This is a genomic window from Salinicola salarius, assembly GCF_003206135.1.
GTDB classification, from domain to species: domain Bacteria; phylum Pseudomonadota; class Gammaproteobacteria; order Pseudomonadales; family Halomonadaceae; genus Salinicola; species Salinicola salarius.
On record NZ_PZJT01000002.1, the window covers coordinates 330,173 to 351,763 of the forward strand.

The following is a 21,591-nucleotide window of genomic DNA, read 5'->3' on the forward strand; positions in this document are numbered from 1 at the left end:
CGGTGGCGGGGGAAACGATGATGGCAACCAGCCGAGATCCGGTTAGAAGGACTTCCAGTCGTCGTTATCGTCTCGCGTCGAGCGCGAAGTCGATGTCGTGCTCGGCGTGGGCGTCGATGGCAGTTTCGGTGTCGTGGGCGACGCCATCGGCTGACGGTAACCCGACATCAGATCGTCGTATTCGACGCTCGCAACCCTGAAGCCGGCCAGCGCCTGTTCCAGCGTCGCGACCTGCGAATTGAGCGTGGAGGCGGCGGCGGAAGCCTGTTGCACCAGCGCGGCGTTCTGCTGGGTCACCTGATCCATCTGCACCACGGCTTCGTTGACCTGATCGATCCCGTTGGACTGCTCGCCGGAAGCGACCGAAATCTCTTCGATCAGGTCGGTCATGCGGGCAACCGCGGTGACCACACGGCGAATGGTGTCGCCAGCCTGGCCGACGATCTCGGAGCCGGCACCGATCTTGCGGTTGGAGGCGTCGATCAGTTCGCGAATCTCGCGGGAGGCGTCGGCGCTGCGGCTGGCCAGCGTGCGCACCTCGTTGGCGACCACGGCGAAGCCACGGCCCTGCTCGCCGGCTCGCGCCGCCTCGACGGAGGCGTTGAGCGCCAGGATGTTGGTCTGGAAGGCGATCGAGTCGATCACCTCGATGATCTCGGTGACCTGACGCGAGCTGTCGGTGATGTCCTGCATGGTCGACACGACCTGGTCCATCATTTCTCCACCTTCCGTGGCGGTGGTGCGAGCCTCGCCGGCCAGGTTGCTGGCCTGGCGGGCGTTATCGGCATTCTGGCGCACGGTCTGGGTCAGCTCTTCCATGCTGGAAGCGGTTTCACCAATGGAGGCGGCCTGCTGCTCGGTTCGTGCCGCCAGATCCTGATTGCCGTTATGAATCTGGCCCACGCCGACGGTGATGGTGGTCGAGGCGTGACGGATATGAGTCATCGATTCGGCCAGACGCATACGCATGCCTTCGATGGCCGCGAGCAGGCTGCGCTTGTCGCCCGGTTTCACGTTCAACGAGGTGGTGAGATCGCCCCCTGCCATGCCCTTGATCGCCTCGCGGGCCTGATGCGGGTCGCCACCGATATCGTCCAGCACGTTGCGGATGATCCAGCCCATGATCAGCGTGATGATCACGCCGATGACACCGGCAATCAGGCTCATCTTGAGAACGCCGGCCCAGAAGGCGTGCTGGATGTCGCTGATGTAGACGTTGGCGGCGAGGTACCAGTCCCACTCGGGGACGTAGCGCACGTAGTTGATGCGTGACACGTCCTCGCCGTCGGCATTGGTGGAGGTGTACTCCAGCGTGCCGTCGTCGGGCGAGTCCGCCAGCGCCTTGAGCTCGCGATAGAAGTAGACCCCGTTGTCGTCGCGGAACCCGCTCATGTCGCTGCCGATCTCGCGCTTGGGGTGGTAGACCAGGTGGATATCGCTGTCGAAGGCGTAGACATAGCTGCCTTCGAGATCCAGCGCCGAGAGGTTGCTGCGGGCGAATTTCTGGGCCGCTTCTGCGGTGAACTCGCCATTATCGGCGCGCTCGGCGTATCGCTCGACCATCGTCTGGGCGCTGCCCACGAAGCTTTTGAGACTGTTCACGCGTTCGGCCATCAGCGTCTCGCGTTTCTCCAGGGCCATCCAGCCCACCAGAATCAGCATGCCCAGCCACATCAGGCCAACCGTGATCCAGAGTTTTTGTCGCATCGTCATCGTCGGGCCATTCCTCATTGATTGTGAGAGCGCAATTCATATAAACAAATAGTGAATTGCCTCCACTATCGGCCGCGGACGATGAAGGTTGAGGAAAAACTGAAAAACCAGGCAGAGCGCGTCAGACCGGCGTTTCGGGCAGATCCGGAGCGGGTCGGGAGGGGGCTGGCGCCAGGCGCGAGGCCGGAAACACGCAGCGGAAACGGGCGCCGAGACCGGGGCGGCTGACGATCTCCAGATTGGCGTCATGGCGAAGCAGCACGTGCTTGACGATGGCCAGGCCCAGCCCCGTACCACCGGTCGCGGCACTGCGCCCCTTGTCGACGCGATAGAAGCGCTCGGTCAGGCGGGGGATATGGATCGGGTCGAAGCCGTCGCCGTTGTCCTCGACCTCGATGGCGGCGCCGTCGTGCCAGGGCTTCCAGCGCAGGGTGATGGTACTGCCCTCGGGCGTGTAGCGGACGGCGTTGAAGGCGAGGTTGGAGATGGCGCTGCGGATCTCCTTGGTGTTCGCCAGCAGCTGTCCCGACGCTTCGGCCTCCACCGCCACCTGATGCCGGCCGGCGCTGAGATCGCGGGCATCGTCGGCGATCTCCTCGAGTAGCGCGCCCACGTCGAGCACGTCTCGATCGTCGTCGGGGCTGTCGATCTCCAGGCGCGACAGCAGCAGCAGATCCTCGACCAGGTTCTGCATCCGGGTGGTCTGGGCCTGCATCTGCCCGAACCCGCGCTGCCAGCGCTCGGGGAGCTGGTCGGCATGGTCGAGATAGGTCTCGAGATAGCCGGCCAGCACCGTCAGCGGCGTGCGCAGTTCATGGGAGACATTGGCCACGAAGTCGCGGCGCATCATCTCCAGCTGATGCAGGCGACTGACGTCGCGGGCCATCAGCAGACGCTCGTTGTCGCCGAACAGGGTGAGATGGAACTGCAGGGTACGGTTGGCCTGGATCGGCGAGGGGATCAGCAGGGGCTCGCTGTAGTCGCCGTTCTCGAAATAGGCGATGAAGCGCGGATCGCGCAAGAAGTTGGTGATCGGCTGGCCGCGATCGTGATCGGGCTGCAGGCCGAGCATGTCGCAGGCGGCACTGTTCCACCACTCGAGATCGCCGTTGGGGTCGAGCATCACCACGCTGTCACGCATCGCCTCGCAGGAGTCCTGGATACGGCGCAGGATGTCGCGCAGGCGCTGCTGCAGCTGCGTCTGGGCCTTCTGGTAGTTGTAGAGCCGGTCGAAAAGGTCACCCCAGACGCCGGTGCCGGGTGGCGGTGCTTCGCGGGGGTTCTTCAGCAGCCAGACGTAGAGCATGCGCACGTGGCGCAGATGCAGGAAGACATAGAGCCCGAGGCCGGCCGCCAGGCCCCATCCCAGCCCGGCGAACAGCTCGCCGCCCAGCTCACCGAGCAACAAGCCTATCGCGCCGAGCCCGAACAGCATGTAGCCGAGGCGCCACAGTTCGTTGATCCAGTAGCGCACGTCCTATCTCACTCCCGGGTCGAGAAACGGTAACCGGTGCCGCGCACGGTCTGGACCAGATGCTGGTGCGCCTCGCCCAGGCATTTGCGCAGCCGGCGGATATGGACATCGACGGTACGCTCTTCCACGTACACGTTGCCACCCCAGACCTGATCCAGCAGCTGGCTACGAGTGTAGGCGCGCTCCTGGTGGGTCATGAAGAACTGCAGCAGCCGGTATTCGGTGGGGCCGATCTCCAGCGCGCCGCCGTGGGAGGTGACGCGGTGGCTGGAAGGGTCGAGACGCAGGCCGGCGACCTCGACGGCCTCCTCGATGCCCGGCGGCGTCGCGCGGCGCAGCACCGCCTTGAGGCGGGCCACCAGCTCGCGGGGCGAGAACGGCTTGGTGATGTAGTCGTCGGCACCGGCTTCCAGCCCCTGCACCTTGTTGTCCTCCTCGCCCTTGGCGGTGAGCAGGATGATCGGCATTTCGGCGGTGGCTTCCTCGCGCTTCAGGCGTCGAGCCAGTTCGATGCCGCTGGTGCCGGGCATCATCCAGTCGAGCAGGATCAGGTCGGGCTTCTTGTCCAGCGCCATGGCGTGGCCGGTCTGGGCGTTTTCCGCCTCCAGCACGTGATAATCGGCCATCTCCAGCGCCACGGCGATCATTTCGCGAATGGATGCTTCGTCGTCAACGATGAGTACGGTCTTGGAGCTCATGCGCATGCCTCGGGTGAGCCGCCGGGGAGCTTTCCCCATGCGCGATTGGCGCACCGGGATAACTTCCGGCCGTGACAGAACGGTGACGATTACATCGTGAAAATATGACAGCGATATGACAACCGCGCCAGCCGCTCAGTCTCGGCTTGGTCAGACCAGCGGCCACAGGGCGAGAACCAGCCCCGCGAACAGCAGCAGGCCGGACCAGAAATTGTTGAGAAAGGCGCGGAAGCAGGCATCACGCTCGCGTTCGCGAATCAGCCACTGCTGGTAGACGAAGGTGGCTGCCATCGCCGCCAGCCCCAGCCAGAAGAACCCGTCCAGTTGGGTCCGGGTGCCGACCCAGGCCAGCAGCGCCAGGGTCAGCAGCTGCAGCAGACCGATGATCCGCTTGTCCCACCGGCCGAACAGCCGTGCGGTGGACTTGATCCCGATCTTGATGTCGTCGTCGCGATCGACCATCGCGTACTGGGTATCGTAGGCCACGGTCCAGGCGACGTTGGCGACCAGCAGCAGCCAGGCATCCAGCGGCACCTCGCGACTCACCGCCATGAACGCCATGGGGATGCTCCAGGAGAACGCCATGCCCAGCACCACCTGAGGCAGATGGGTGTAGCGCTTCATGAACGGGTAGATCGCGGCCAGCGCGACGCCGACGAAGGAGAGCAGCACGGTGGCGAGATTGGTCAGGCAGACCAGCACGAACGCCAGCACCACCAGGCCCGCGAACAGGATCTTGGCTTCCTTTTCGCTGATCCGCCCGGTCGCCAGCGGGCGCTCGCGGGTGCGTTTGACGTGCCCGTCCAGATGGCGGTCGGCGTAGTCGTTGACGACGCAGCCGGCCGCGCGCATCAGGTAGACCCCGAGCACGAAGATGATCAGCGTGGCGCGATCCGGCAGGCCGTCTGCGGCCAGCCACAGCGCCCACAGCGTCGGCCACATCAGCAGCCAGGTGCCGATCGGCTTGTCGAGACGCGTCAGGCGAAGGAAGTCGGGCAGGCGGGCGAGGCCGCGGGGGAGAGCGGGGGGACCATCGCCGCGGGGTCGGGCGGCTGAATCGTTGGCGCTGGACATACGAATCTCCGAAATGGCAAGGCCTGAAAATCGCCAACGACTTTACTGCAACTGCAGTCTCGCTTCGAGGCTGGACGGGTAATTGGGCCAGATCGTCGTTTCGGTCGCGAATTGCCGCTCAGATCGAAGAAAGGCCCAGATCCTCGGCCATTTCACGCTGGAAGCACTCCTGGACCAGCAACTGGATGGTGCCGTGGCGAAAGCGCGAGCGGCGCAGCCAGAGCCCGGCACCGGCGGGCGAGACCCGAGCCACCTCGATCGGATCTCGCTGGAGATCGTGCTGGGCGAACAGCCAACTGCCCAGTGAGCGTTCCCCCAACGTCCGCAGGCGCCGGCAACCGATGCGATCCAGCGGTGCGATCGAGCGCGCCGCGACCCAGGGCCGTTCGCCGCTCATCAGCATCACCTCGCGCACCCAGGCCATCTCGCTGGAAGCCAGGCCCAGGGCCTGGGCTTCGTCGCGGCGCGGCCGCTCGACGCCCTGATGGATCAGCTTGACCCGGAACGGGCGCTCGGACGCCGCAATGAGCCGTGCGGTAAGGGAGTCGGTGGAGGCAACCCACTGCCACCAGGCGGTGCTCATGCGAGGGCGCTGAGCGGCGGCCGGGGACCAGCGGATCCAGCGCCAGGATCGTTCGGCGGATGACAAGGCATGGCAGTGGCAGGTTGCGGGCACGCGAAACGACTCCGTGAGCAGTATCATGAAAAGCGCCGTGAAAATGGCGGGAACCGCGGGGCGGCGCGGCTCGAAGGCGGCGTAGTGTACCATGAGGTCTCGAGACGACCGACCGAACGAGCCCCCGTAATGAGTCAATCCGATCATTCCACTGCGCCCCTGACGATCATTGGCACCGGCATGGCCGGCCTGGGCCTGGCCCGGGCGGTACGAAGCCACGATGCCGAGCGGCCGATCACCCTGATCAGCGCCGACAGCGGCGACGACTATGCCAAGCCGCTGCTCTCCAGCGCCTTCACCAAGCGGCAGACGGCGGAAACGCTGGCGATACGCGATGCGGTGGGCGTGGCCGAATCGTTGCAGGCCCGGGTTCGCATCCATACCACGGTGGACGCCATCGATACCGCCAATCGCCAGTTGCGGATCGGCACCGAAATCCTGCCCTACGGCCAACTGGTACTGGCCACCGGCGCGGCGCCCCGGCAGCCGTTCGACGTTTCCCCCGCGCTGCACGATCGGGTCTTCCAGATCAACGATCTCGACGACTACCGGCGGCTGCGTGGCTTGCTGGATCGTCACCCCGGTCACCAGGCCCGCATCGCGATCATCGGCGCGGGCCTGGTGGGCTGCGAGTTCGCCAGCGACCTGCATGCCGGCGGTCACCGGGTGGCGCTGATCTCTCCCGAGGCAACGCCGCTGGCCCGCCTGCTGCCACCGCCGCTGGGGCGGGCGCTGGGCGAGGCGTTCGAGGAGACCGGCATCCGCAGCATTTTCGAACGCCGGGTGACGGCACTCCATGACGACGGTGAAGGCGTGACGCTGGCGCTGGAGGATGGCGAAAGCCTCGAAGCGGACCTGGTGCTGATCGCGACCGGACTGACGCCCCGGACTGCGCTCGCCGAGGCTGCGGGGCTGGCGGTGTCTTCGGCGGGCATTCTCACCGATCGCCGGCTCGCCACCAGCGATCCGAACGTCTTCGCGCTGGGAGACGTGGCCTGTGTCGACGGCCTCGGCACCCCGGGCAACGGCCTGAACGCGATGTACGTCCAGCCGCTGCAGGCCAGCGCCAAGGCGCTGGCGGCGACGCTGACCGGCACGCCGACCGAGGTCAGCTACGGGAGCTGGCCGATCGTGGTCAAGACGCCGCTGTTGCCGGTGGTCGCGCTGCCGCCGCGAAAAGCGCCTCAGCGCTGGCGGATCGAAGGAGAAGGCGGCGATTTCACCGCGCTGGCCGAGGACGACAATGGTGTCCTGCTGGGCTTCGCGCTGACCGGGCGCTGCGTTCGTCGAAAAGTCGAACTAGCGCGAGCGACCCCCCCATTGCTAGGCTAGCCCCGGTGGCTGCGGATCTATAAGCCACGAATCGTCACCTGATGCTGGACAAACCGCGCCCCAAGCGGCCTATTATGCGACCGGAGGGCGTTGTTCCTCATCGAGAACAACAACTCGTCTCAAACGCGAGGCGTTTTAGGTGACGCCATTGCCAAACTAGGAGGGCTCTATGCGTAAGCCAGAACTCGCTGCGGCGATTGCCGAGCGTGCGGATCTGTCGAAGGACAAGGCCAGTCAGGTGTTGAACGTCATCCTCGACGAGATCACCGATACGGTTTCCAAGGGTAGCGATGTCACTTTGATCGGTTTCGGTTCGTTCACGGTTCGCGAGCGCGCCGCACGGACGGGCAAGAACCCGCAGACTGGCAAGCCGTTGGACATTCCGGCCAGCAAGACCGTGGCCTTCAAGCCCGGCAAGGCTCTCAAGGACGCCGTCAGCAAGTAAGCTCGGGCAATCGGGTTCTTGATTCGCTCGTTTGCCATGGGCGAAACGATAGCCGATCCGCCGCAAGAGGGTGGGTCGGCATTCTTCCCCGCCATATTCCCATGATGGTCGATTCGTGCGAGGTGGCATGAAGCTCAAGTTGATGCTCTGGTGGCTGGGCGTGATGCTCAAGCGCGCGCGTTCCCGCAAGGCGGCGTTTCGCGATGCCCTGGAAAAGCTCCAGCGATTCGATTGGGGCGTTGCCACCGAAGACCTCACGATCGCCCGTCACTATCGCATGACGCCGCACGCCATCCAGAGCGATGTCGGCCTGCCGACCGATCTGACGCTGGAACTGCGCTTCCGCGACTCGGAAAGCGCCACGCGATTTCTGCGCAAGCCCTCTCAGCGCGCCTTCCGCGAAGGGCTGTTCAACGGCCAATTGCGGCTGGTGGGAGACTCCCGCGATCTGGAACGACTGCAGGGGCTGCTGAAGTATCTTTGATGATGGCTACGGGCTATGAGCCCTAGACCATGAACGACGAAACCGGCAACGTCCCTGTCGCCGGTCGCCGATACCAAATCGATCTCAAGACAGCTGCACGGCCGGCAGATCGAAGACCAGTACTTCCGCATCCTCGCCGCCTTCCAGCGTCACGCCGGGCTCATCCACGAGCATCAGCGCATCGCCGCCTTCGAGCGCCTGGCCGTTGACCGTGATACTGCCCCTGACCACGTGCACGTAGCTCTGGCGATCCGTTGCCAGTGGCAATTCTGCCCGTTCGTCGCCGTCCAGCAGCGACGCGTAGATGAAGGCGTCCTGTTGCAGTTCCAGCGAACCGTCGCGACCATCCGGTGACAGGATCAGGCACAGCCGGCCACGCTTATCGGCTTCATCGAAATCCTTTTCGGCGTAGCGCGGTGTCAGCCCTTGCGCCCGCGGGAACAGCCAGATCTGCAGGAAGTGCACCGGCTCGCTGGCGGAGTGATTGAACTCGCTGTGCTCGACGCCGGTGCCGGTGGTCATGATCTGCACCCGACCGGGGCCGATCGAGGAGCCGTTGCCCAGCGTGTCGCGGTGGGCCAGCTCGCCGCTCAGCACATAGGAGAATATCTCCATGTCCTGATGGCCGTGCTGGCCGAAACCCTGACCCGGGGCGACACGGTCCTCGTTAATCACCCGCAGCACGCTGAAGTGCACATGTTTCGGGTCGTGATAGCCGGCGAACGAGAACGAGTGGTAGCTCTTGAGCCAACCGTGATCGGCATAACCGCGTTCGTTACCGCGTCGAATCGTCAACATGGTCTGTCTCCTGGTTTCGGGCGCCGAGCGTCAGCGACGGCGCAATGAAGACAGTGTATTACCTAAATAATCGAACAAAAGCGCGTTTTTGCGCACGTACTCGTGCGCAAAATCGAACGATTTGACGCGTTCAGGATTCGCTTTTCCGGGCGCCGTGAATCGACTCGGCCAGTTCCCGTGTCAGTGCCAACGCGCCCTCCACGCCTGTCTCGGCGAGCCGCTCGACCAGCGCGCTACCGACGACGACGGCATCGGCAACCCGGGCAACGGCAGCGGCCGTGTCGCCGTCACGCACGCCAAAGCCGACGGCGACCGGTAGGGTCGAGCGTCGCTTGAGCTCGATGAGCGATTCGCCCAGCGAGGCCGCGATATCGGTTCGCCGAGTGCCGGTCACGCCATTGAAGGCGATGCGGTAGACGAAACCATCGCCCTGAGCGAGCAGCTTTGGTAACCGCTCCGGCGGCGTGGTCGGTGCCACCAGCGGAATCCGCGCCAGCCCCAGGTCGCGAGCCCGGGCGGTCAGCGCGGCGCCATGCTCCGGCGGCAGGTCGACCAGGATCAGGCCATCGGCGCCGGCCTCGGCAGCCGCCTGCAGAAAGCGATCCTCGCCAAAGCGCTGGATCGGATTGAGATAGCCCATCAGCACGATCGGGGTGTCATCGTCGCGGCGGCGGAAGTCACGCACCCTCTCCAGCGTGCGCGCCAGCGTCTGGCCGCCCGCCAGCGCGCGTTGCCCGGCGCGCTGGATTGCCACGCCGTCGGCCATCGGGTCGCTGAACGGCATGCCGAGCTCGATGATATCGGCGCCCGCGGCCGGCAGGCGCTCGAGCAGGTCACGGCTGGTCTTGGGGTCGGGGTCGCCGGCCATGACGTAGGTCACCAGCGCGGCGCGATTCTCGGTACGCAGTGCCGCGAAGCGGCGCGTCAGGCGCGAATCGGCGATCAAGGCCTGGGTATTCGAGGTATTCATATCCAGGACGTCCGTATCCAGGGCATCCGTATTCAAAGACGAAGCGCTCATGAGTCGGCCTCCTCGGGCATCAGGTGACGGGTGATGGTATCCATGTCCTTGTCGCCGCGGCCGCTCAGGCAGACCACGATGGCCTGATCCGGACCCTGTGTCGCTGCCAGACGCCCGGCGTGGTACAGCGCATGTGCCGACTCCAAGGCCGGCAGGATGCCTTCCAGCCGGCAGCAGAGCGCGACGGCCTCCAGCGCCTCGTCGTCGGTCACCGCCACGTAGCTCGCCCGGCCGCTATCGTGCAGATACGCATGCTCGGGACCGATGCCGGGATAGTCGAGCCCGGCGGAGATCGAGTGGGCGTCCTGAATCTGGCCGTCGTCGTCCTGCAGCAGGTAGGTGCGATTGCCGTGCAGGATGCCGGGCGTGCCGCCATTGAGACTGGCGGCATGGCGGCCGCTCTCCAGCCCTTCGCCGGCCGCTTCGACGCCGATCATGGCCACGTCCGTATCGTCGAGAAAGGCGTGGAACAGTCCCATGGCGTTGGAACCGCCGCCGACGCAGGCGACGAGCGAGTCCGGCAGGCGATGCTGCGTCGCCAGCAGCTGCTCGCGCGTCTCGCGACCGATCACCGACTGGAAATCCCGCACCATGCGCGGATAGGGCGCCGGTCCCGCCACGGTGCCGATGATGTAGAAGGTGTCGTCGACATTGGCGACCCAGTCGCGCAGCGCCTCGTTCATGGCGTCCTTGAGCGTCGCCGTGCCGGCGTGGACGGGCACGATCTCGGCGCCGAGCAGGCGCATGCGCTGCACGTTGGGCTGCTGGCGCTCGATGTCGGTGGCGCCCATGTAGATCACGCAGGCCATGCCCAGCCGCGCCGCCACCGTGGCGACGGCAACGCCGTGCATGCCGGCGCCGGTCTCGGCGATCAGCCGGCGGCGGCCCATGCGGCTCGCCAGCAGCGCCTGCCCCAGCGCGTTGTTGATCTTGTGCGCGCCGGTGTGATTGAGATCCTCGCGCTTCAGGTAGAGCTTCGCGCCGCCGAAGTGTTCGGTCAGGCGCTCGGCGAAGTAGAGCGGCGTGGCGCGACCGATATAGTCACGGCGCAGCTCGTCCAGCCGTGCCTGAAAGGCGGGGTCGGCCCGCGCCTCGTCGTAGGCGGCCTCGATCTCGCCGATCAGCGGCATCAGCGTTTCCGCGACATAGCGCCCGCCATAGCCTCGTCCTGCCTGGCCCCGATCGTCCGAGCCGCCGAAAAAGCCATGCTCGTCGGGGAGATCAACCATCTTTGTGCTCATCAGTCGTTCCCGGTCAGTCGATTCGATGAGCTCAGACTAGGCTGGTAACGCGGCGGGGAAAATCGATAAACTCTCCGCTTTCTGTGAGAAAAAATCACCAATCGACGGAGGAGGGATGACCACGCTACCTTCGCTCAATGCGCTGCGTGCGTTCGAAGCCACGGTTCGTCTGGGCAGCGTCAGCGACGCCGCGCGGGAGCTGAATGTCACGCACGGCGCGGTGAGCCGTCAACTGCGAACCCTGGAGCACCATTTCGGCACGGCGCTGTTCGACAAGGCGGGGCGCGGGCTCGAACCGACGGCCCACGGCCGGGAGCTGTATCCGGCGGTGCATGAGGCTTTCTCACGCTTGAGCGAGGGCTGCGCCAGACTCGCGCGGCGTCTCGACGAAGCGCCGTTCACGCTGGCCTGCCCGGGCAGCCTGCTGGCGCGCTGGCTGATCCCACGGCTCGACCGGCTCAACGCCGACCTGCCCGAACTGCGACTGCGGGTGGTTTCCAGCGAGAACGAACTCGACCCGCGCCGGGAGGACGTCGATGCCACGCTGCGCTTCGCCGCGCCGCCGTGGCCCGCCGACATGACGGTGTTCCCGCTGATGCCGGAACGAATCGTCGCCGTGGCGACACCGGCGGTCTGGACGGCGACATCGCAGGCGTCGGCCGGGGCGATGCTGGAACGGCTCACGCTGCTGGACACGGCGTCGCGGCCGCAAGCCTGGCCCGAATGGGCGGCGGCCATGGGCGTGGACGACGAGACGCTGGCAGCGGCGCGGGGCCGGGGGCGCAGCTTCGAACATCTCTACTATCTGCTGGAAGCCGCGCTGGCGGGACTCGGGGTCGCCATTGCCCCGCAGCTGCTGGTGGCCGCCGAACTGCGTCAGGAACGCCTGATGGCACCATGGCCGGCGGTCGAGACCACCGCCTCACTGGGGCTGTGGCTGGCTCCGGGAGTCGACGCCCGACGCGGCGAGCGCCTCGCCGAATGGCTGCGTCGCGAGCTGGCCGGCGATCAGTCCTGAGCCTGCTCCCGGGCCTGCATCCGCTCCATGGCGCGACGGTAGGAGCCGTTGCGCACGGCCCAGCGCACCACCGGGGCGATGGTACGAATGCCGCTGCGCACGGCGCGACGCTCGAGCGTCGACATCTCGAGGCTCAGCAGCGTCGCCGCCCACGGTGGCAGCAGATCAATGCCGGCGCGCATGAACAGCGCGCCGACGGGGCGGATGACCGGGCTCGGCGGCAGCGCGTGCAGTAGCACGTCGATGACGTCGCGGGTGCGGGCGTCGCAGACCAGATAGCGCCGCTGACGCTCGAGATAGTCATCGATGGCCGCCCGGCTTTTGGGTACGTGGCGCGCGCCCAGCGCTTCGGCCACGCGGGCGGTTTCGGCGAAGTAGCGATCCTGATCCTCGAGGCTCAGGCCGGGATCGCGATAGCGCCGATGCGAGGCGAGAAAACGGCTCATCTCGGCAACATGGACCCACACCAGCAGATCCGGATCGTTGGCCGCGTAGGGCGTACCGTCGGCGGCATGCCCGCTGACGCTGTCGTGCACTCGGCGTACCCGCTCGAGAATGCGCTCGGCGTCGTCGCGGGAGCCGAAGGTGGTGACGGCGATGAACTGGCTGGTGCGGCGCAGCCGGCCGATCATGTCGCGGCGGAAGTTGGAGTGATCCCACACGCCGGCCAGCGCCAGCGGGTGCAGCATCTGCAGCAGCAGCGCGCTGATGCCGCCGCACATCATCGGCGTGAATTCGCCGTGGACTTTCCACGCCACGGTATCCGGCCCGAACAGGCCCGGATCGCCCTTGGGCTGGGTATAGTCGACCCCGCCCAGCGTGCGGCCGGTCAGATGGCTGATACGGTTTTCGATGGCGTCGCGTAGGGAGGTCATGGCATCAAGGTCGGGTCAGGGCACGTCAGGGTGACGAAGCGTGAAGGATCTCGCCGTCGGCGGCGGGAACCCCGTCGCGAATGGCACGGGAAAAGGCCTCGCTCCCGGCATTGTACGAAATCTGCTGGGCGCGCAGGTTGATATAGCCGCGGTTACGCAGGAACGCCAGCGGATGGGTGGTATCCAGCCCGCCGATCTCGTAGACGTATTCCGGCAGATAGCCGGAGAGAATCAGCCGGATGTCCCTGGGCAGCCCGGCGACGATCCTGTCGACCATGTCGAACACGATGGTGGTGCAGTTGCTGGTCAGGGTGTTGTAGAACTCAGGCGTTCGGCGCAGCCGCTCGGCTTCGTCGAGATAGGCGACGAACAGCTCGCGGCGTGCCTGCGGCGAAAGCCCGACCCGGTAGAGATAGACGTCCTCGCCTCTGACGTTGCTGCGCAGGCGCAGGATGTCGTTCTCGTCGGCGGCGATCAGGTTGAGCTCGAACTGCTTGAAGAAGCCGCCGCTGATCGAGAATGCCTCGTCCCGCTCGCGCCGGATCTCCACCGAAAACGTCAGATGCCGGCCGTCGGCAAAGCCAAACGTGACCAGCGTGTGGGCGATTGCCGGGCCCATCCAGTAGGAGACCACCATGTCCACCGAGTCGAGCTGCGAGAGATCGTACTCGCGGGTCTCCCAGCGAGTCGTTGCGGTGTTCGGCGTCTGCCATTCGAAGTCGCGCACGTTGTGAAGCCGGACCCGGTCGCCCTCGCGCTCGACCGAGAGCTGGCGCGCCACGTCCGGTGCCCAGTCGCGATCGTTGCTGGGCTCGAGGCTCTGCCACCAGCTCACGACGGCGATCAGCGTCAGCGCGAACAGGACGCGCAGCGTCGATGACGCCCGGCGATGGCGGTGCTTCCATAAAGGCGCCAGCAGCGCGGCCAGGCCGACCAGCACCCATACTGCGATCACCGAGTCGACGACGAGCATCGATCCTGGCAGCTCGAAGTGCAGCGCCAGCGCGCCCCACGCGATCACGGCCAGCAACACCAGCGCCCGCAATGCCTGGCCCATGATGGCGAGTGCTCGCCACACGCCGTTTCGATGCGAATGCCTGGTCGGTCGCACGTTCTGCCTCAATCTTCCGGTAAACCCCGATCATGCCGAACTCCGGGACAGGGATGAAGTGGGGGCGTGGATAAAGCGCAAAGCCGTTGCTGCCGATAGGTGTAACGACGTTATACTAAAGTCTAACATTTGGTGGGGTTCTCTATTCGTTCATGGTCGGCGGCGTCTGTTCCCGGTATCGCGGGCGCGCTATCTTGACGGCACGACCACAATCCTGGAGAGACCGAGATTTCCGATTCGTTTTCCCACTCCCTGCGCCAGCTGTGGACGCTGGACAAGTTCGCCTACAGCTTCCGCGTGTTCCTGGCATTCAGCGGCGCCATTGCGCTGAGCTGGTCCCAGGATCAGATCTCGCTCGCCATCCCGCTGTTCCTCGGCATCATCGCCAGCGCTCTCTCCGAGACCGACGACAACTGGGAAGGCCGCGTTCGGGCACTGCTGGTGACGCTGATCTGTTTCCTGGTCGCCTCGAGTTCGGTGGAACTGCTGTTTCCCTGGCCCTGGCTGTTTGCGCCCGGTCTGGCGCTGTCGGCGTTCACCTTCATCATGCTCGGGGCCATCGAGCAACGTTACGCCACCATCGCCTCGGCGACGCTGATCCTGTCGGTCTATTCGATGATCAATATCGAGCAGCACGGCGGCACCACCGACGGCAATTTCTGGCATCAGCCGCTGCTGCTGGTCGGCGGTGCGGCCTGGTACGGGGCGATCTCGGTCGTCTGGTGTGCGCTGTTCTCGCGCCAGCCGGTCAAGCAGAGCATGGCGCAGCTCTACCGGGAGCTGGGCGAATATCTGATCATCAAGGCGACACTGTTCGAGCCGCTGCGCGGGGTCGATGTCGAAAGCCGTCGCGTCGCGCTGGCGCGCCAGAACGGCCGCGTGGTGACCGCGCTCAACCAGGCCAAGGAGATGATCTTCCGCCGGCTCGAGGGCCAGCGTGGCAGCCGCAAGCTCAACCGCTACCTGCGGCTCTATTTCATCGCCCAGGACATCCACGAGCGGGTCAGCGCCTCTCACTACCCCTATTCGGCATTGACCGAGACCTTCTTCCATCACGACGTGCTGTTCCGCTGCCAGCGGCTACTCGACCAGCAGGGCCGGGCGTGCAAGCGGCTGGCCAAGGCGCTGCTGCTGCGCCAGCCCTTCGAGCATGGCCAGAGCGAGCAGGCGCTGGAGGATCTGCGGGCGTCGATCGTCTACCTGCGAGCGCAGCGCAATCCGGAATGGACCCCGCTGCTGCGCTCGCTGCAGGCACTGGGCCGTAACCTGGCGACACTGGAGGACCAGCTCTCCAGCGCCCACAACCCGGATGCGGTGGTCGATCAGAAGGATGCCAGTCTCCTCGACCGTTCGCCGCGCAGCTTTCGCGACGCCTGGGAGCGCATCCGCCTCAATCTGACGCCGGGATCGCCGACCTTTCGTCATGCGCTGCGCCTGTCGACCGCGCTGCTGGTGGGCTATGGCGTGCTGCATCTGGTTCATCCGACCCAAGGCTACTGGATCCTGCTGACCACGCTGTTCGTGTGTCGGCCCAACTTCGGTGCCACGCGCCGCTTCCTGCGCCAGCGCATCATCGGTACGGTAGTCGGCCTGGTGGTGGGCTGGGCGCTGATCAGCCTGTTCCCGAACCCGCTGCTCCAGTCGCTGATTTCCGTGGTGGCCGGCGTCGTCTTCTTCGCCAATCGCGAGAAGCATTACGTCATCGCCACCGCCGCCATCACCACGCTGGTGCTGAGCAGCTTCAACCAGGTCGGCGACGGCTTCGACCTGATCCTGCCGCGGCTGATCGATACCCTGATCGGCGCGCTGATATCCGGCCTGGCGGTGTTCTTCATCCTGCCGGACTGGCAGGGGCGGCGCCTGCACAAGGTGGCCTCGACGGCGCTGACCAACAGCACACTCTATTTGCGCGAGATCATCCACCAGTACGAGGCCGGCAAGCAGGACGACCTCGCCTACCGGCTGGCGCGCCGCAACGCCCACAATGCCGATGCCGCGCTCTCCACGGTGCTGGCCAACATGCTGCAGGAGCCGGGGCACTACCGCAAAAAGGACGCCGACGAGGGTTTCCGCTTCCTGGTCGTCTCCCACACGCTGCTGGGCTATCTCTCGGCTCTGGGCGCGCATCGGGGCGCGCTGGCGGCCAACGAGTCGAATGCCGAAAGCGATGCCGAGATCTATGCCGCGGCACGGCGGATCGCGGATCGCTTCGACGCCATTGCTGCCAACCTGCAATCGCGCCAGCCCATCGACGATCCCCGGGCCGAGCAGAACGCGCTGGTGGCGATCTTCGAGCAGGAGCCCACCGCCGCCCAGGACGACGCCGACGACGAGCGCCGCGTGATCCAGACCCAACTGCTGCACATCAGCCGCCAGCTGGTGCCGATGAGCGAAGCGGCGGCCCGGCTGATCGCGCGTCCGGTGGAGACGCCGGGCGAGGGCAAAAGTGGCGACGGAAAGGGTGACGACGGAAAAGATGACGAAGAGGACAGCGGCGAGAAGATTGGCGGCAAAGCCGCCGAGAATGCTTGAAGTTCCTGAGCGCGCGGGCGTTACGGCCAGGCTTCACACCTGCCCGTAGCGCCCGGCTTCGTCGCCCAGCCAGCGCTGGATCAGCGGTGGCGCGGCGTCGGGGGCTTCCTCGAGCAGCGCCTGGGCCAAGGCAGTGACGGTATCCAGCAGGTCGCGGTCGCGCTCGAGATCGGCGATCTTCATCTGCGCCAGCCCGGTCTGGCGGGTGCCGAGCACTTCGCCGGGGCCGCGCAGTTCGAGGTCCTTTTCCGCCACCTTGAAGCCGTCGGTGGTGTCGCGCAGGATACCGAGCCGCTGGCGGGAGTGGTTCGACAGCGGCGGGTGGTAGAGCAGCACGCAGTAGCTGTCGACGCTGCCGCGACCGACCCGGCCGCGGAGCTGATGCAGCTGGGAGAGCCCCAGCCGCTCCGGATTCTCGATGATCATCAGGCTGGCGTTGGGCACGTCGACGCCGACCTCGATCACCGTGGTCGCCACCAGCAGATCCAGCTCGCCGCGCTTGAAAGCATCCATCACGTCGGCCTTTTCCTGCGCCTTCATGCGGCCGTGAACCAGCCCCACGTTCAGCTCCGGCAGTGCTTCCACCAGCGTATCGCGGGTCACCTCGGCTGCCTGGCAGGTCAGCGCTTCCGACTCTTCGATCAGCGTGCAGACCCAGTAGGCCTGGCGGCCGTCGGCGCAGGCGTTGCGGATGCGCTGGATCACTTCCGGGCGACGCTCGTCGGGTACCGCCACGGTCTGTACCGGCGTGCGTCCCGGCGGCAGCTCGTCGATCACCGACAGATCCAGATCGGCGTAGGCGCTCATCGCCAGCGTCCGCGGGATCGGGGTGGCGGTCATGATCAGCTGATGCGGGGTCAGACCGCCGGATTCGCCCTTCTGGCGCAGCGCGAGGCGCTGGTGAACGCCGAAGCGATGCTGCTCGTCGATCACCGCCAGCCCCAGGCGATGAAAGGCCACGTCATCCTGGAACAGCGCGTGGGTGCCGACCGCGACCTGCACGCGGCCGTCGGCGATGGCCGCCTTGGTGTCCAGCCGGGCCTTGCCCTTGAGCTTGCCGGCCAGCCAGCCGACTTCGATCCCCAGCGGTTCGAGCCAGGCACGGAATTGGCGGAAGTGCTGCTCGGCGAGAATCTCGGTAGGGGCCATCACCGCCGCCTGGCAGCCGCCGGCGATGGCGTTCAGCACCGCCATGGCGGCGACCACGGTCTTGCCCGAGCCGACATCGCCCTGCACCAGCCGCAGCATCGGCACTTCCCGCTCCAGGTCCCGCCCGATTTCTTCCAGCACCCGGCGCTGCGCCTGGGTCAGCGAGAACGGCAGCTGGGTCAGAAAGCGTGCCTGCAGGTTGCTGCTCGCCGCGAGCCGGGGCGCGCCATCGGTCTGAATGCGCAGGCGCACCTGGCGCAAACTCAACTGGTGAGCCAGCAGCTCTTCCAGCGCCAGCCGTCGCTGTGCCGGGTGGCGGCCATCGGCCAGGCGTTCCTGCGGGGCGTCCGGCGGCGGCTCGTGCAGATAGCGCAGCGATTCGATCAGCCCCGGCAGCCGAAAACGGCCGCGCAGCGGTTCGGGAATCCACTCCGGCAAGCTCTCGGGCGCCTGTTCGAGCCGCTTCAGCGCCTGCTGGATCAGAGCACGCAGGCGCGGTTGCGCGAGACCTTCGGTGGCGGGATAGATCGGCGTCAGATGCTCGTCGACCGGGGCGGAATCGGCTTGAACCAGGCGGTATTCCGGATGATAGATCTCGAGCCCGGTGCTGCCGGCGCGGGCCTCGCCGAAGCAGCGTACTCGAACACCCTTGACGAACTGTTGCTGCTGGGCCGGCGAAAAATGAAAGAAGCGCAGGCTGAGAATGCCGGAGCCGTCCTTGAGCCGGACCAGCAGGCTTCGCCGACGGCCGCGGACGACCTCTGCCGCGCTGACTTCGCCCTCGACCACGGCTTCGGTGCCGGCACGCAAGGTGCCGATGGGCGTGATCCGTGTCCGATCCTGATAGCGCAGCGGCAGATGAAACAGCAGGTCGACGACTTGCTCGATGCGCAGCCGGGCCAGCTTGCCGGCCAGCGCCTCGCCGACGCCGGAGAGGTCGGTTACCGGCACATCAAGGCTCATGCGGCCTCGACGTCGCTACTCTGGATTTTATCGATCGCCTGAATCAGCGCATCGATCGCCTTGGGCCGCGGGAAACTGGCGCGCCATGCCAGCGCGACGCTGCGTGTGGGCGCGCTGCCCTTGAAGGGCCGACTCTCCAGCAGGCCACCTTCATAGTGGTTGGTGCCGATCGCCAGTCTGGGCAGGACCGTGATGCCCAGCCCCGACGCGACCATGTGGCGGATGGTTTCCAGCGAGCCGCCCTCGGCGATCAATGTGTTGGCGGGATTGTTGAGCTGCACGCTGATCGCCGGGCAGGCTTCCAGGATCTGATCGCGGAAGCAGTGACCCTCGCCGAGCAGCAACAGCCGTTCGGTGAGCAGGTCCTCCTTGGCGATCGCCGCCTTCTCCGTCCACGGATGGCCGGCCGGCAGCAGCACCTCGAACGGCTCTTCGTAGAGCGTCTTGGTGACTACGTCGGACTCGTTGAATGGCAGCGCCACGAAGATCGCATCGAGCTCGCCGCCACGTAGCTTGCGCCGCAGCTCGCCGGTGAAGCTCTCCTCGATATAGAGCGGCATCTGCGGCGCGATGCGCGACAGCGCCGGAACCAGATGCGGAAACAGATAGGGGCCGATGGTATAGATCGCGCCGATCCGCAGCGGGCTGATCAACTGGTCCTTGCCTTCGGTGGCCATCTCCCGGATCAGCGTGGCCTGCTCCAGCACGCGATGCGCCTGCTCGACGATCCGCTCGCCCAGCGGCGTCACCTGGACGGTGGACTTGGAGCGTTCGAACAGGGCGATGCCGAGTTCGTCCTCGAGTTTCTTGACGGCCACCGAGAGCGTCGGCTGTGAAACGAAGCAGCGTTCGGCAGCGCGGCCGAAATGGCGCTCCTGGGCCAAGGTTACGATGTAGCGGAGTTCTGTTAGAGTCATTGGCTGGGACCGGAAGGCTCCCTGTCGCACGAAGTCAGTGTGTGGTTCTCGAGGTCATTCGCGTCCTCAGGGACGAGTCATCAAGGACGTTTTACCAAGAGGCTAGGGAAAGGTGAAGAAAACTACGCTAATTCTCGGCTGCGGCGATATCGGCACCCAGCTCGGGAAACAACTGATCGAGGCCGGTCATCGCGTGATCGGCGCGCGCCGCAATGTCGAGGCGCTCGCCGGCACCGGCATCGAAGCGGTGGCGCTCGATATTACCGATGAAGCCGCGCTGGCGGCACTGCCGGATGCAGACATCGTGATCTACACGGTGACGGCAGACCGGTTCGAGGAGTCGGCCTACGAGGCGGCATATCCGATGGGCCTGAAGTCGGTTCTACAGACATTCGGTGCCCGTGAAAAGAAACCCGAGCGGGTGTTTTTCGTCTCCTCGACCAGCGTCTATGCCCAGCAGGGCGGCGAAGAGGTGGACGAGACCTCGGTGACCGAACCCCACGGTTTCTCGGGGATACTGATGCGCGAGGCCGAGCAGGCGCTGCTCGCGCACGATCTGCCCGGCACGGCCATCCGCTTCTCGGGAATCTACGGCCCGGGTCGCGACCGGCTGATCCGCCAGGTGAGCGAAGGCCGAATCGCCGCCGCCAATCCACCGATGTACTCCAACCGCATTCACCGCGACGACTGCGCGGGCGTGATCGCTCACCTGATCCAGCTGGCGCTGGACGGCAAGCCGCTGGAGCCGGTCTATCTCGCCAGCGACTGCGATTCGGCGCCACTGCACGAGGTGATGGCCTGGATCGCCGGGCGGCTCAAGGTCGAGACGCCGGAGGTCATCCAATCGCCGCTGCGCCGCCGCTCCAGCAAGCGCTGCAACAACCGGCTGCTGCTCGAATCCGGTTACACGTTTCGTTATCCCACCTTCCGCGAAGGTTACGAGGACGTGCTCAGGCAGGGTGGTTTCCTGCCCGCCGCGGAAACCGCCTGACGCGCGTTAGATGGCCGGTATCGTCTCCCGTCGGATGTGACGATTCGACGACGAATTCGTGTCAACACGATGACGGCCGCCGCCAACCTGCTGATACTCCTCATAAAGCGCCTGCGGGCGCTTTTTTCGTGGCGTTTTTTGCCCCCATCCTTGTCACCGTTTCTTAATTGTCTAGATAAATAACCGTCACACGACGTCGCCAGACTGTGTCCAACCTTTTCGGGTTCCAAACACTTTCCGGGACGAATCGTATGACCGCCATCATTAGCGTCGAACGGCTCGACAAATCCTTCGGCAACCACGCCGCGCTGCGCGAGGTGGGTTTCGAGATCGCCAGCGGCGAAATGGTCACCCTGATCGGGCCGTCGGGCTCCGGCAAGTCGACCCTGCTGCGCCATCTCATCGGTCTGACCCGTGCCGACCGCCAGTCGCACGGTCACGTCAGAGTGCTGGATCGCGACGTGCAGCGCCAGGGACGACTGGTCGGCGCGCGTCGCGAGCAGCGCCGTCGTGCCGGCTACATCTTTCAGCAGTTCAATCTCGTCGGCCGCCTGAGCGTGCTGACCAACGTGCTGATCGGCCACCTCGGGGCGATGCCGCGATGGCGGGCACTGATGGGCCGCTTCACCCAGTACGAACGGGACCTGGCGCTGCGCGCACTCGAGCGGGTCGGCATCGTCGGTCTCGCCCACCAGCGCGCCAACACCCTTTCCGGCGGCCAGATGCAGCGCGTCGCCATTGCCCGGGCGCTGGTCCAGGAGGCCGAAGTGATCTTCGCCGACGAGCCGATCGCCTCCCTCGATCCGCGCAGCGCCCGCGAGGTGATGGAAATCCTCCAGCGCATCAACCGCGAGGACGGCCGCACCATCGTCGTCACCCTGCACCAGGTCGAGGTCGCGCGCCGCTACTGCCGCCGCGCCATCGCCCTCAAGCAGGGGCGGCTCTACTACGACGGGCCGATCGAAGGCCTCACCGATAGCCGCCTGCAGGCGCTCTACGAGAACGCCGGTCTCGACGAGCTCGAATCCCGCCAGCCCGATCACCGGATGGCGACGCTGCTGCATGCGGTGGGCTGAGCC

Annotated in this window: 19 protein-coding genes; 7 read left to right on the top strand and 12 right to left on the bottom strand. The window is 65.9% G+C overall.

What is annotated here, in order from left to right:
- Positions 1–42: 42 nt before the first annotated feature.
- From DOM32_RS02595 to DOM32_RS02615, 5 genes are all read right to left on the bottom strand, one after another.
- Positions 43–1,713 carry a methyl-accepting chemotaxis protein gene (locus tag DOM32_RS02595; RefSeq protein ID WP_244179771.1) on the bottom strand — a complete coding sequence of 557 codons (1,671 nt, stop codon included), beginning with the start codon at positions 1,711–1,713 and terminating at the stop codon, positions 43–45.
- A gap of 121 nt (positions 1,714–1,834) precedes the next feature.
- A complete protein-coding gene (gene phoR / locus DOM32_RS02600; RefSeq protein WP_110630861.1) occupies positions 1,835–3,187 on the bottom strand; it encodes a phosphate regulon sensor histidine kinase PhoR in 1,353 nt (450 codons plus the stop codon).
- 8 nt (positions 3,188–3,195) lie between these two features.
- On the bottom strand, positions 3,196–3,885 hold the full coding sequence (phoB, locus tag DOM32_RS02605) for a phosphate regulon transcriptional regulator PhoB (protein ID WP_110630863.1): 690 nt from the start codon (positions 3,883–3,885) through the stop codon (positions 3,196–3,198).
- 150 nt (positions 3,886–4,035) lie between these two features.
- Entirely contained in the window at positions 4,036–4,959 is a 924-nt protein-coding gene (gene ubiA, locus DOM32_RS02610; RefSeq protein ID WP_110630865.1) for a 4-hydroxybenzoate octaprenyltransferase, read from the bottom strand.
- A 118-nt stretch (positions 4,960–5,077) separates the two neighbouring features.
- Complete coding sequence (locus tag DOM32_RS02615; protein ID WP_244179772.1) at positions 5,078–5,728, bottom strand: chorismate--pyruvate lyase family protein; 651 nt, start codon at positions 5,726–5,728, stop codon at positions 5,078–5,080.
- A 36-nt stretch (positions 5,729–5,764) separates the two neighbouring features.
- On the opposite strand from DOM32_RS02615, the gene DOM32_RS02620 reads away from it, so the two are divergent.
- The 3 genes from DOM32_RS02620 (at position 5,765) to DOM32_RS02630 (ending at position 7,896) form a co-directional block, all read left to right on the top strand.
- Complete coding sequence (locus DOM32_RS02620) at positions 5,765–6,967, top strand: NAD(P)/FAD-dependent oxidoreductase (protein ID WP_110630867.1); 1,203 nt, start codon at positions 5,765–5,767, stop codon at positions 6,965–6,967.
- 169 nt (positions 6,968–7,136) lie between these two features.
- Entirely contained in the window at positions 7,137–7,412 is a 276-nt protein-coding gene (locus DOM32_RS02625) for an HU family DNA-binding protein (RefSeq protein ID WP_110630869.1), read from the top strand.
- A gap of 127 nt (positions 7,413–7,539) precedes the next feature.
- Positions 7,540–7,896 carry a hypothetical protein gene (locus tag DOM32_RS02630; protein ID WP_110630871.1) on the top strand — a complete coding sequence of 119 codons (357 nt, stop codon included), beginning with the start codon at positions 7,540–7,542 and terminating at the stop codon, positions 7,894–7,896.
- A gap of 84 nt (positions 7,897–7,980) precedes the next feature.
- On the opposite strand, the gene DOM32_RS02635 is transcribed toward DOM32_RS02630, so the two are convergent.
- The 3 genes from DOM32_RS02635 to trpB all read right to left on the bottom strand — a co-directional run bounded on the left by DOM32_RS02635 (position 7,981) and on the right by trpB (position 10,956).
- Entirely contained in the window at positions 7,981–8,694 is a 714-nt protein-coding gene (locus DOM32_RS02635) for a pirin family protein (protein WP_110630873.1), read from the bottom strand.
- A 130-nt stretch (positions 8,695–8,824) separates the two neighbouring features.
- Positions 8,825–9,715 (bottom strand): tryptophan synthase subunit alpha, encoded by an 891-nt coding sequence (gene trpA, locus DOM32_RS02640; protein ID WP_244179773.1) that lies wholly within the window; start codon positions 9,713–9,715, stop codon positions 8,825–8,827.
- Entirely contained in the window at positions 9,712–10,956 is a 1,245-nt protein-coding gene (gene trpB, locus DOM32_RS02645) for a tryptophan synthase subunit beta (protein WP_244179774.1), read from the bottom strand. Before trpB ends, trpA begins: the two co-directional genes overlap by 4 nt.
- 115 nt (positions 10,957–11,071) lie before the next feature.
- On the opposite strand from trpB, the gene DOM32_RS02650 reads away from it, so the two are divergent.
- Positions 11,072–11,974: a LysR family transcriptional regulator gene (locus DOM32_RS02650; protein ID WP_110630875.1), complete on the top strand. Its 903-nt coding sequence runs from the start codon at positions 11,072–11,074 to the stop codon at positions 11,972–11,974.
- Here the strand turns inward: DOM32_RS02650 and DOM32_RS02655 are convergent.
- Complete coding sequence (locus DOM32_RS02655; RefSeq protein ID WP_110630877.1) at positions 11,965–12,849, bottom strand: oxygenase MpaB family protein; 885 nt, start codon at positions 12,847–12,849, stop codon at positions 11,965–11,967. The two genes, DOM32_RS02650 and DOM32_RS02655, sit on opposite strands and share 10 nt — an antisense overlap.
- 25 nt (positions 12,850–12,874) lie before the next feature.
- On the bottom strand, positions 12,875–13,927 hold the full coding sequence (locus DOM32_RS02660; RefSeq protein ID WP_244179775.1) for an Lnb N-terminal periplasmic domain-containing protein: 1,053 nt from the start codon (positions 13,925–13,927) through the stop codon (positions 12,875–12,877).
- Between the two features lie 261 nt (positions 13,928–14,188).
- Between DOM32_RS02660 and yccS the strand changes: the two genes are divergently transcribed.
- Complete coding sequence (gene yccS, locus DOM32_RS02665) at positions 14,189–16,492, top strand: YccS family putative transporter (protein ID WP_110630881.1); 2,304 nt, start codon at positions 14,189–14,191, stop codon at positions 16,490–16,492.
- Positions 16,493–16,525: 33 nt separating this feature from the next.
- On the opposite strand, the gene recG is transcribed toward yccS, so the two are convergent.
- A complete protein-coding gene (gene recG / locus DOM32_RS02670) occupies positions 16,526–18,604 on the bottom strand; it encodes an ATP-dependent DNA helicase RecG (protein ID WP_110630883.1) in 2,079 nt (692 codons plus the stop codon).
- The gene (locus DOM32_RS02675; protein WP_110630884.1) at positions 18,601–19,521 is read right to left on the bottom strand and encodes a hydrogen peroxide-inducible genes activator; all 921 of its coding nucleotides are present in this window, start codon (positions 19,519–19,521) and stop codon (positions 18,601–18,603) included. The genes recG and DOM32_RS02675 overlap by 4 nt, the downstream gene beginning before the upstream one ends.
- 112 nt (positions 19,522–19,633) lie before the next feature.
- Between DOM32_RS02675 and DOM32_RS02680 the strand changes: the two genes are divergently transcribed.
- Complete coding sequence (locus DOM32_RS02680) at positions 19,634–20,512, top strand: NAD-dependent epimerase/dehydratase family protein (protein ID WP_110630886.1); 879 nt, start codon at positions 19,634–19,636, stop codon at positions 20,510–20,512.
- Between the two features lie 251 nt (positions 20,513–20,763).
- A complete protein-coding gene (phnC, locus tag DOM32_RS02685; RefSeq protein ID WP_110630888.1) occupies positions 20,764–21,588 on the top strand; it encodes a phosphonate ABC transporter ATP-binding protein in 825 nt (274 codons plus the stop codon).
- Positions 21,589–21,591: the final 3 nt, after the last annotated feature.

Coding starts and splice junctions, on each gene's coding strand:
- ubiA (WP_110630865.1), bottom strand. CDS start 4,959: ATGTCCAGCGCCAACGATTCAGCCGCCCGACCCCGCGGCGATGGTCCC.
- DOM32_RS02635 (WP_110630873.1), bottom strand. CDS start 8,694: ATGTTGACGATTCGACGCGGTAACGAACGCGGTTATGCCGATCACGGT.
- DOM32_RS02655 (WP_110630877.1), bottom strand. CDS start 12,849: ATGACCTCCCTACGCGACGCCATCGAAAACCGTATCAGCCATCTGACC.
- DOM32_RS02675 (WP_110630884.1), bottom strand. CDS start 19,521: ATGACTCTAACAGAACTCCGCTACATCGTAACCTTGGCCCAGGAGCGC.
- DOM32_RS02650 (WP_110630875.1), top strand. CDS start 11,072: ATGACCACGCTACCTTCGCTCAATGCGCTGCGTGCGTTCGAAGCCACG.
- DOM32_RS02620 (WP_110630867.1), top strand. CDS start 5,765: ATGAGTCAATCCGATCATTCCACTGCGCCCCTGACGATCATTGGCACC.
- trpA (WP_244179773.1), bottom strand. CDS start 9,715: ATGAGCGCTTCGTCTTTGAATACGGATGCCCTGGATACGGACGTCCTG.
- DOM32_RS02625 (WP_110630869.1), top strand. CDS start 7,137: ATGCGTAAGCCAGAACTCGCTGCGGCGATTGCCGAGCGTGCGGATCTG.
- phnC (WP_110630888.1), top strand. CDS start 20,764: ATGACCGCCATCATTAGCGTCGAACGGCTCGACAAATCCTTCGGCAAC.
- DOM32_RS02595 (WP_244179771.1), bottom strand. CDS start 1,713: ATGACGATGCGACAAAAACTCTGGATCACGGTTGGCCTGATGTGGCTG.
- DOM32_RS02630 (WP_110630871.1), top strand. CDS start 7,540: ATGAAGCTCAAGTTGATGCTCTGGTGGCTGGGCGTGATGCTCAAGCGC.
- trpB (WP_244179774.1), bottom strand. CDS start 10,956: ATGAGCACAAAGATGGTTGATCTCCCCGACGAGCATGGCTTTTTCGGC.
- DOM32_RS02615 (WP_244179772.1), bottom strand. CDS start 5,728: ATGGTACACTACGCCGCCTTCGAGCCGCGCCGCCCCGCGGTTCCCGCC.
- recG (WP_110630883.1), bottom strand. CDS start 18,604: ATGAGCCTTGATGTGCCGGTAACCGACCTCTCCGGCGTCGGCGAGGCG.
- phoB (WP_110630863.1), bottom strand. CDS start 3,885: ATGAGCTCCAAGACCGTACTCATCGTTGACGACGAAGCATCCATTCGC.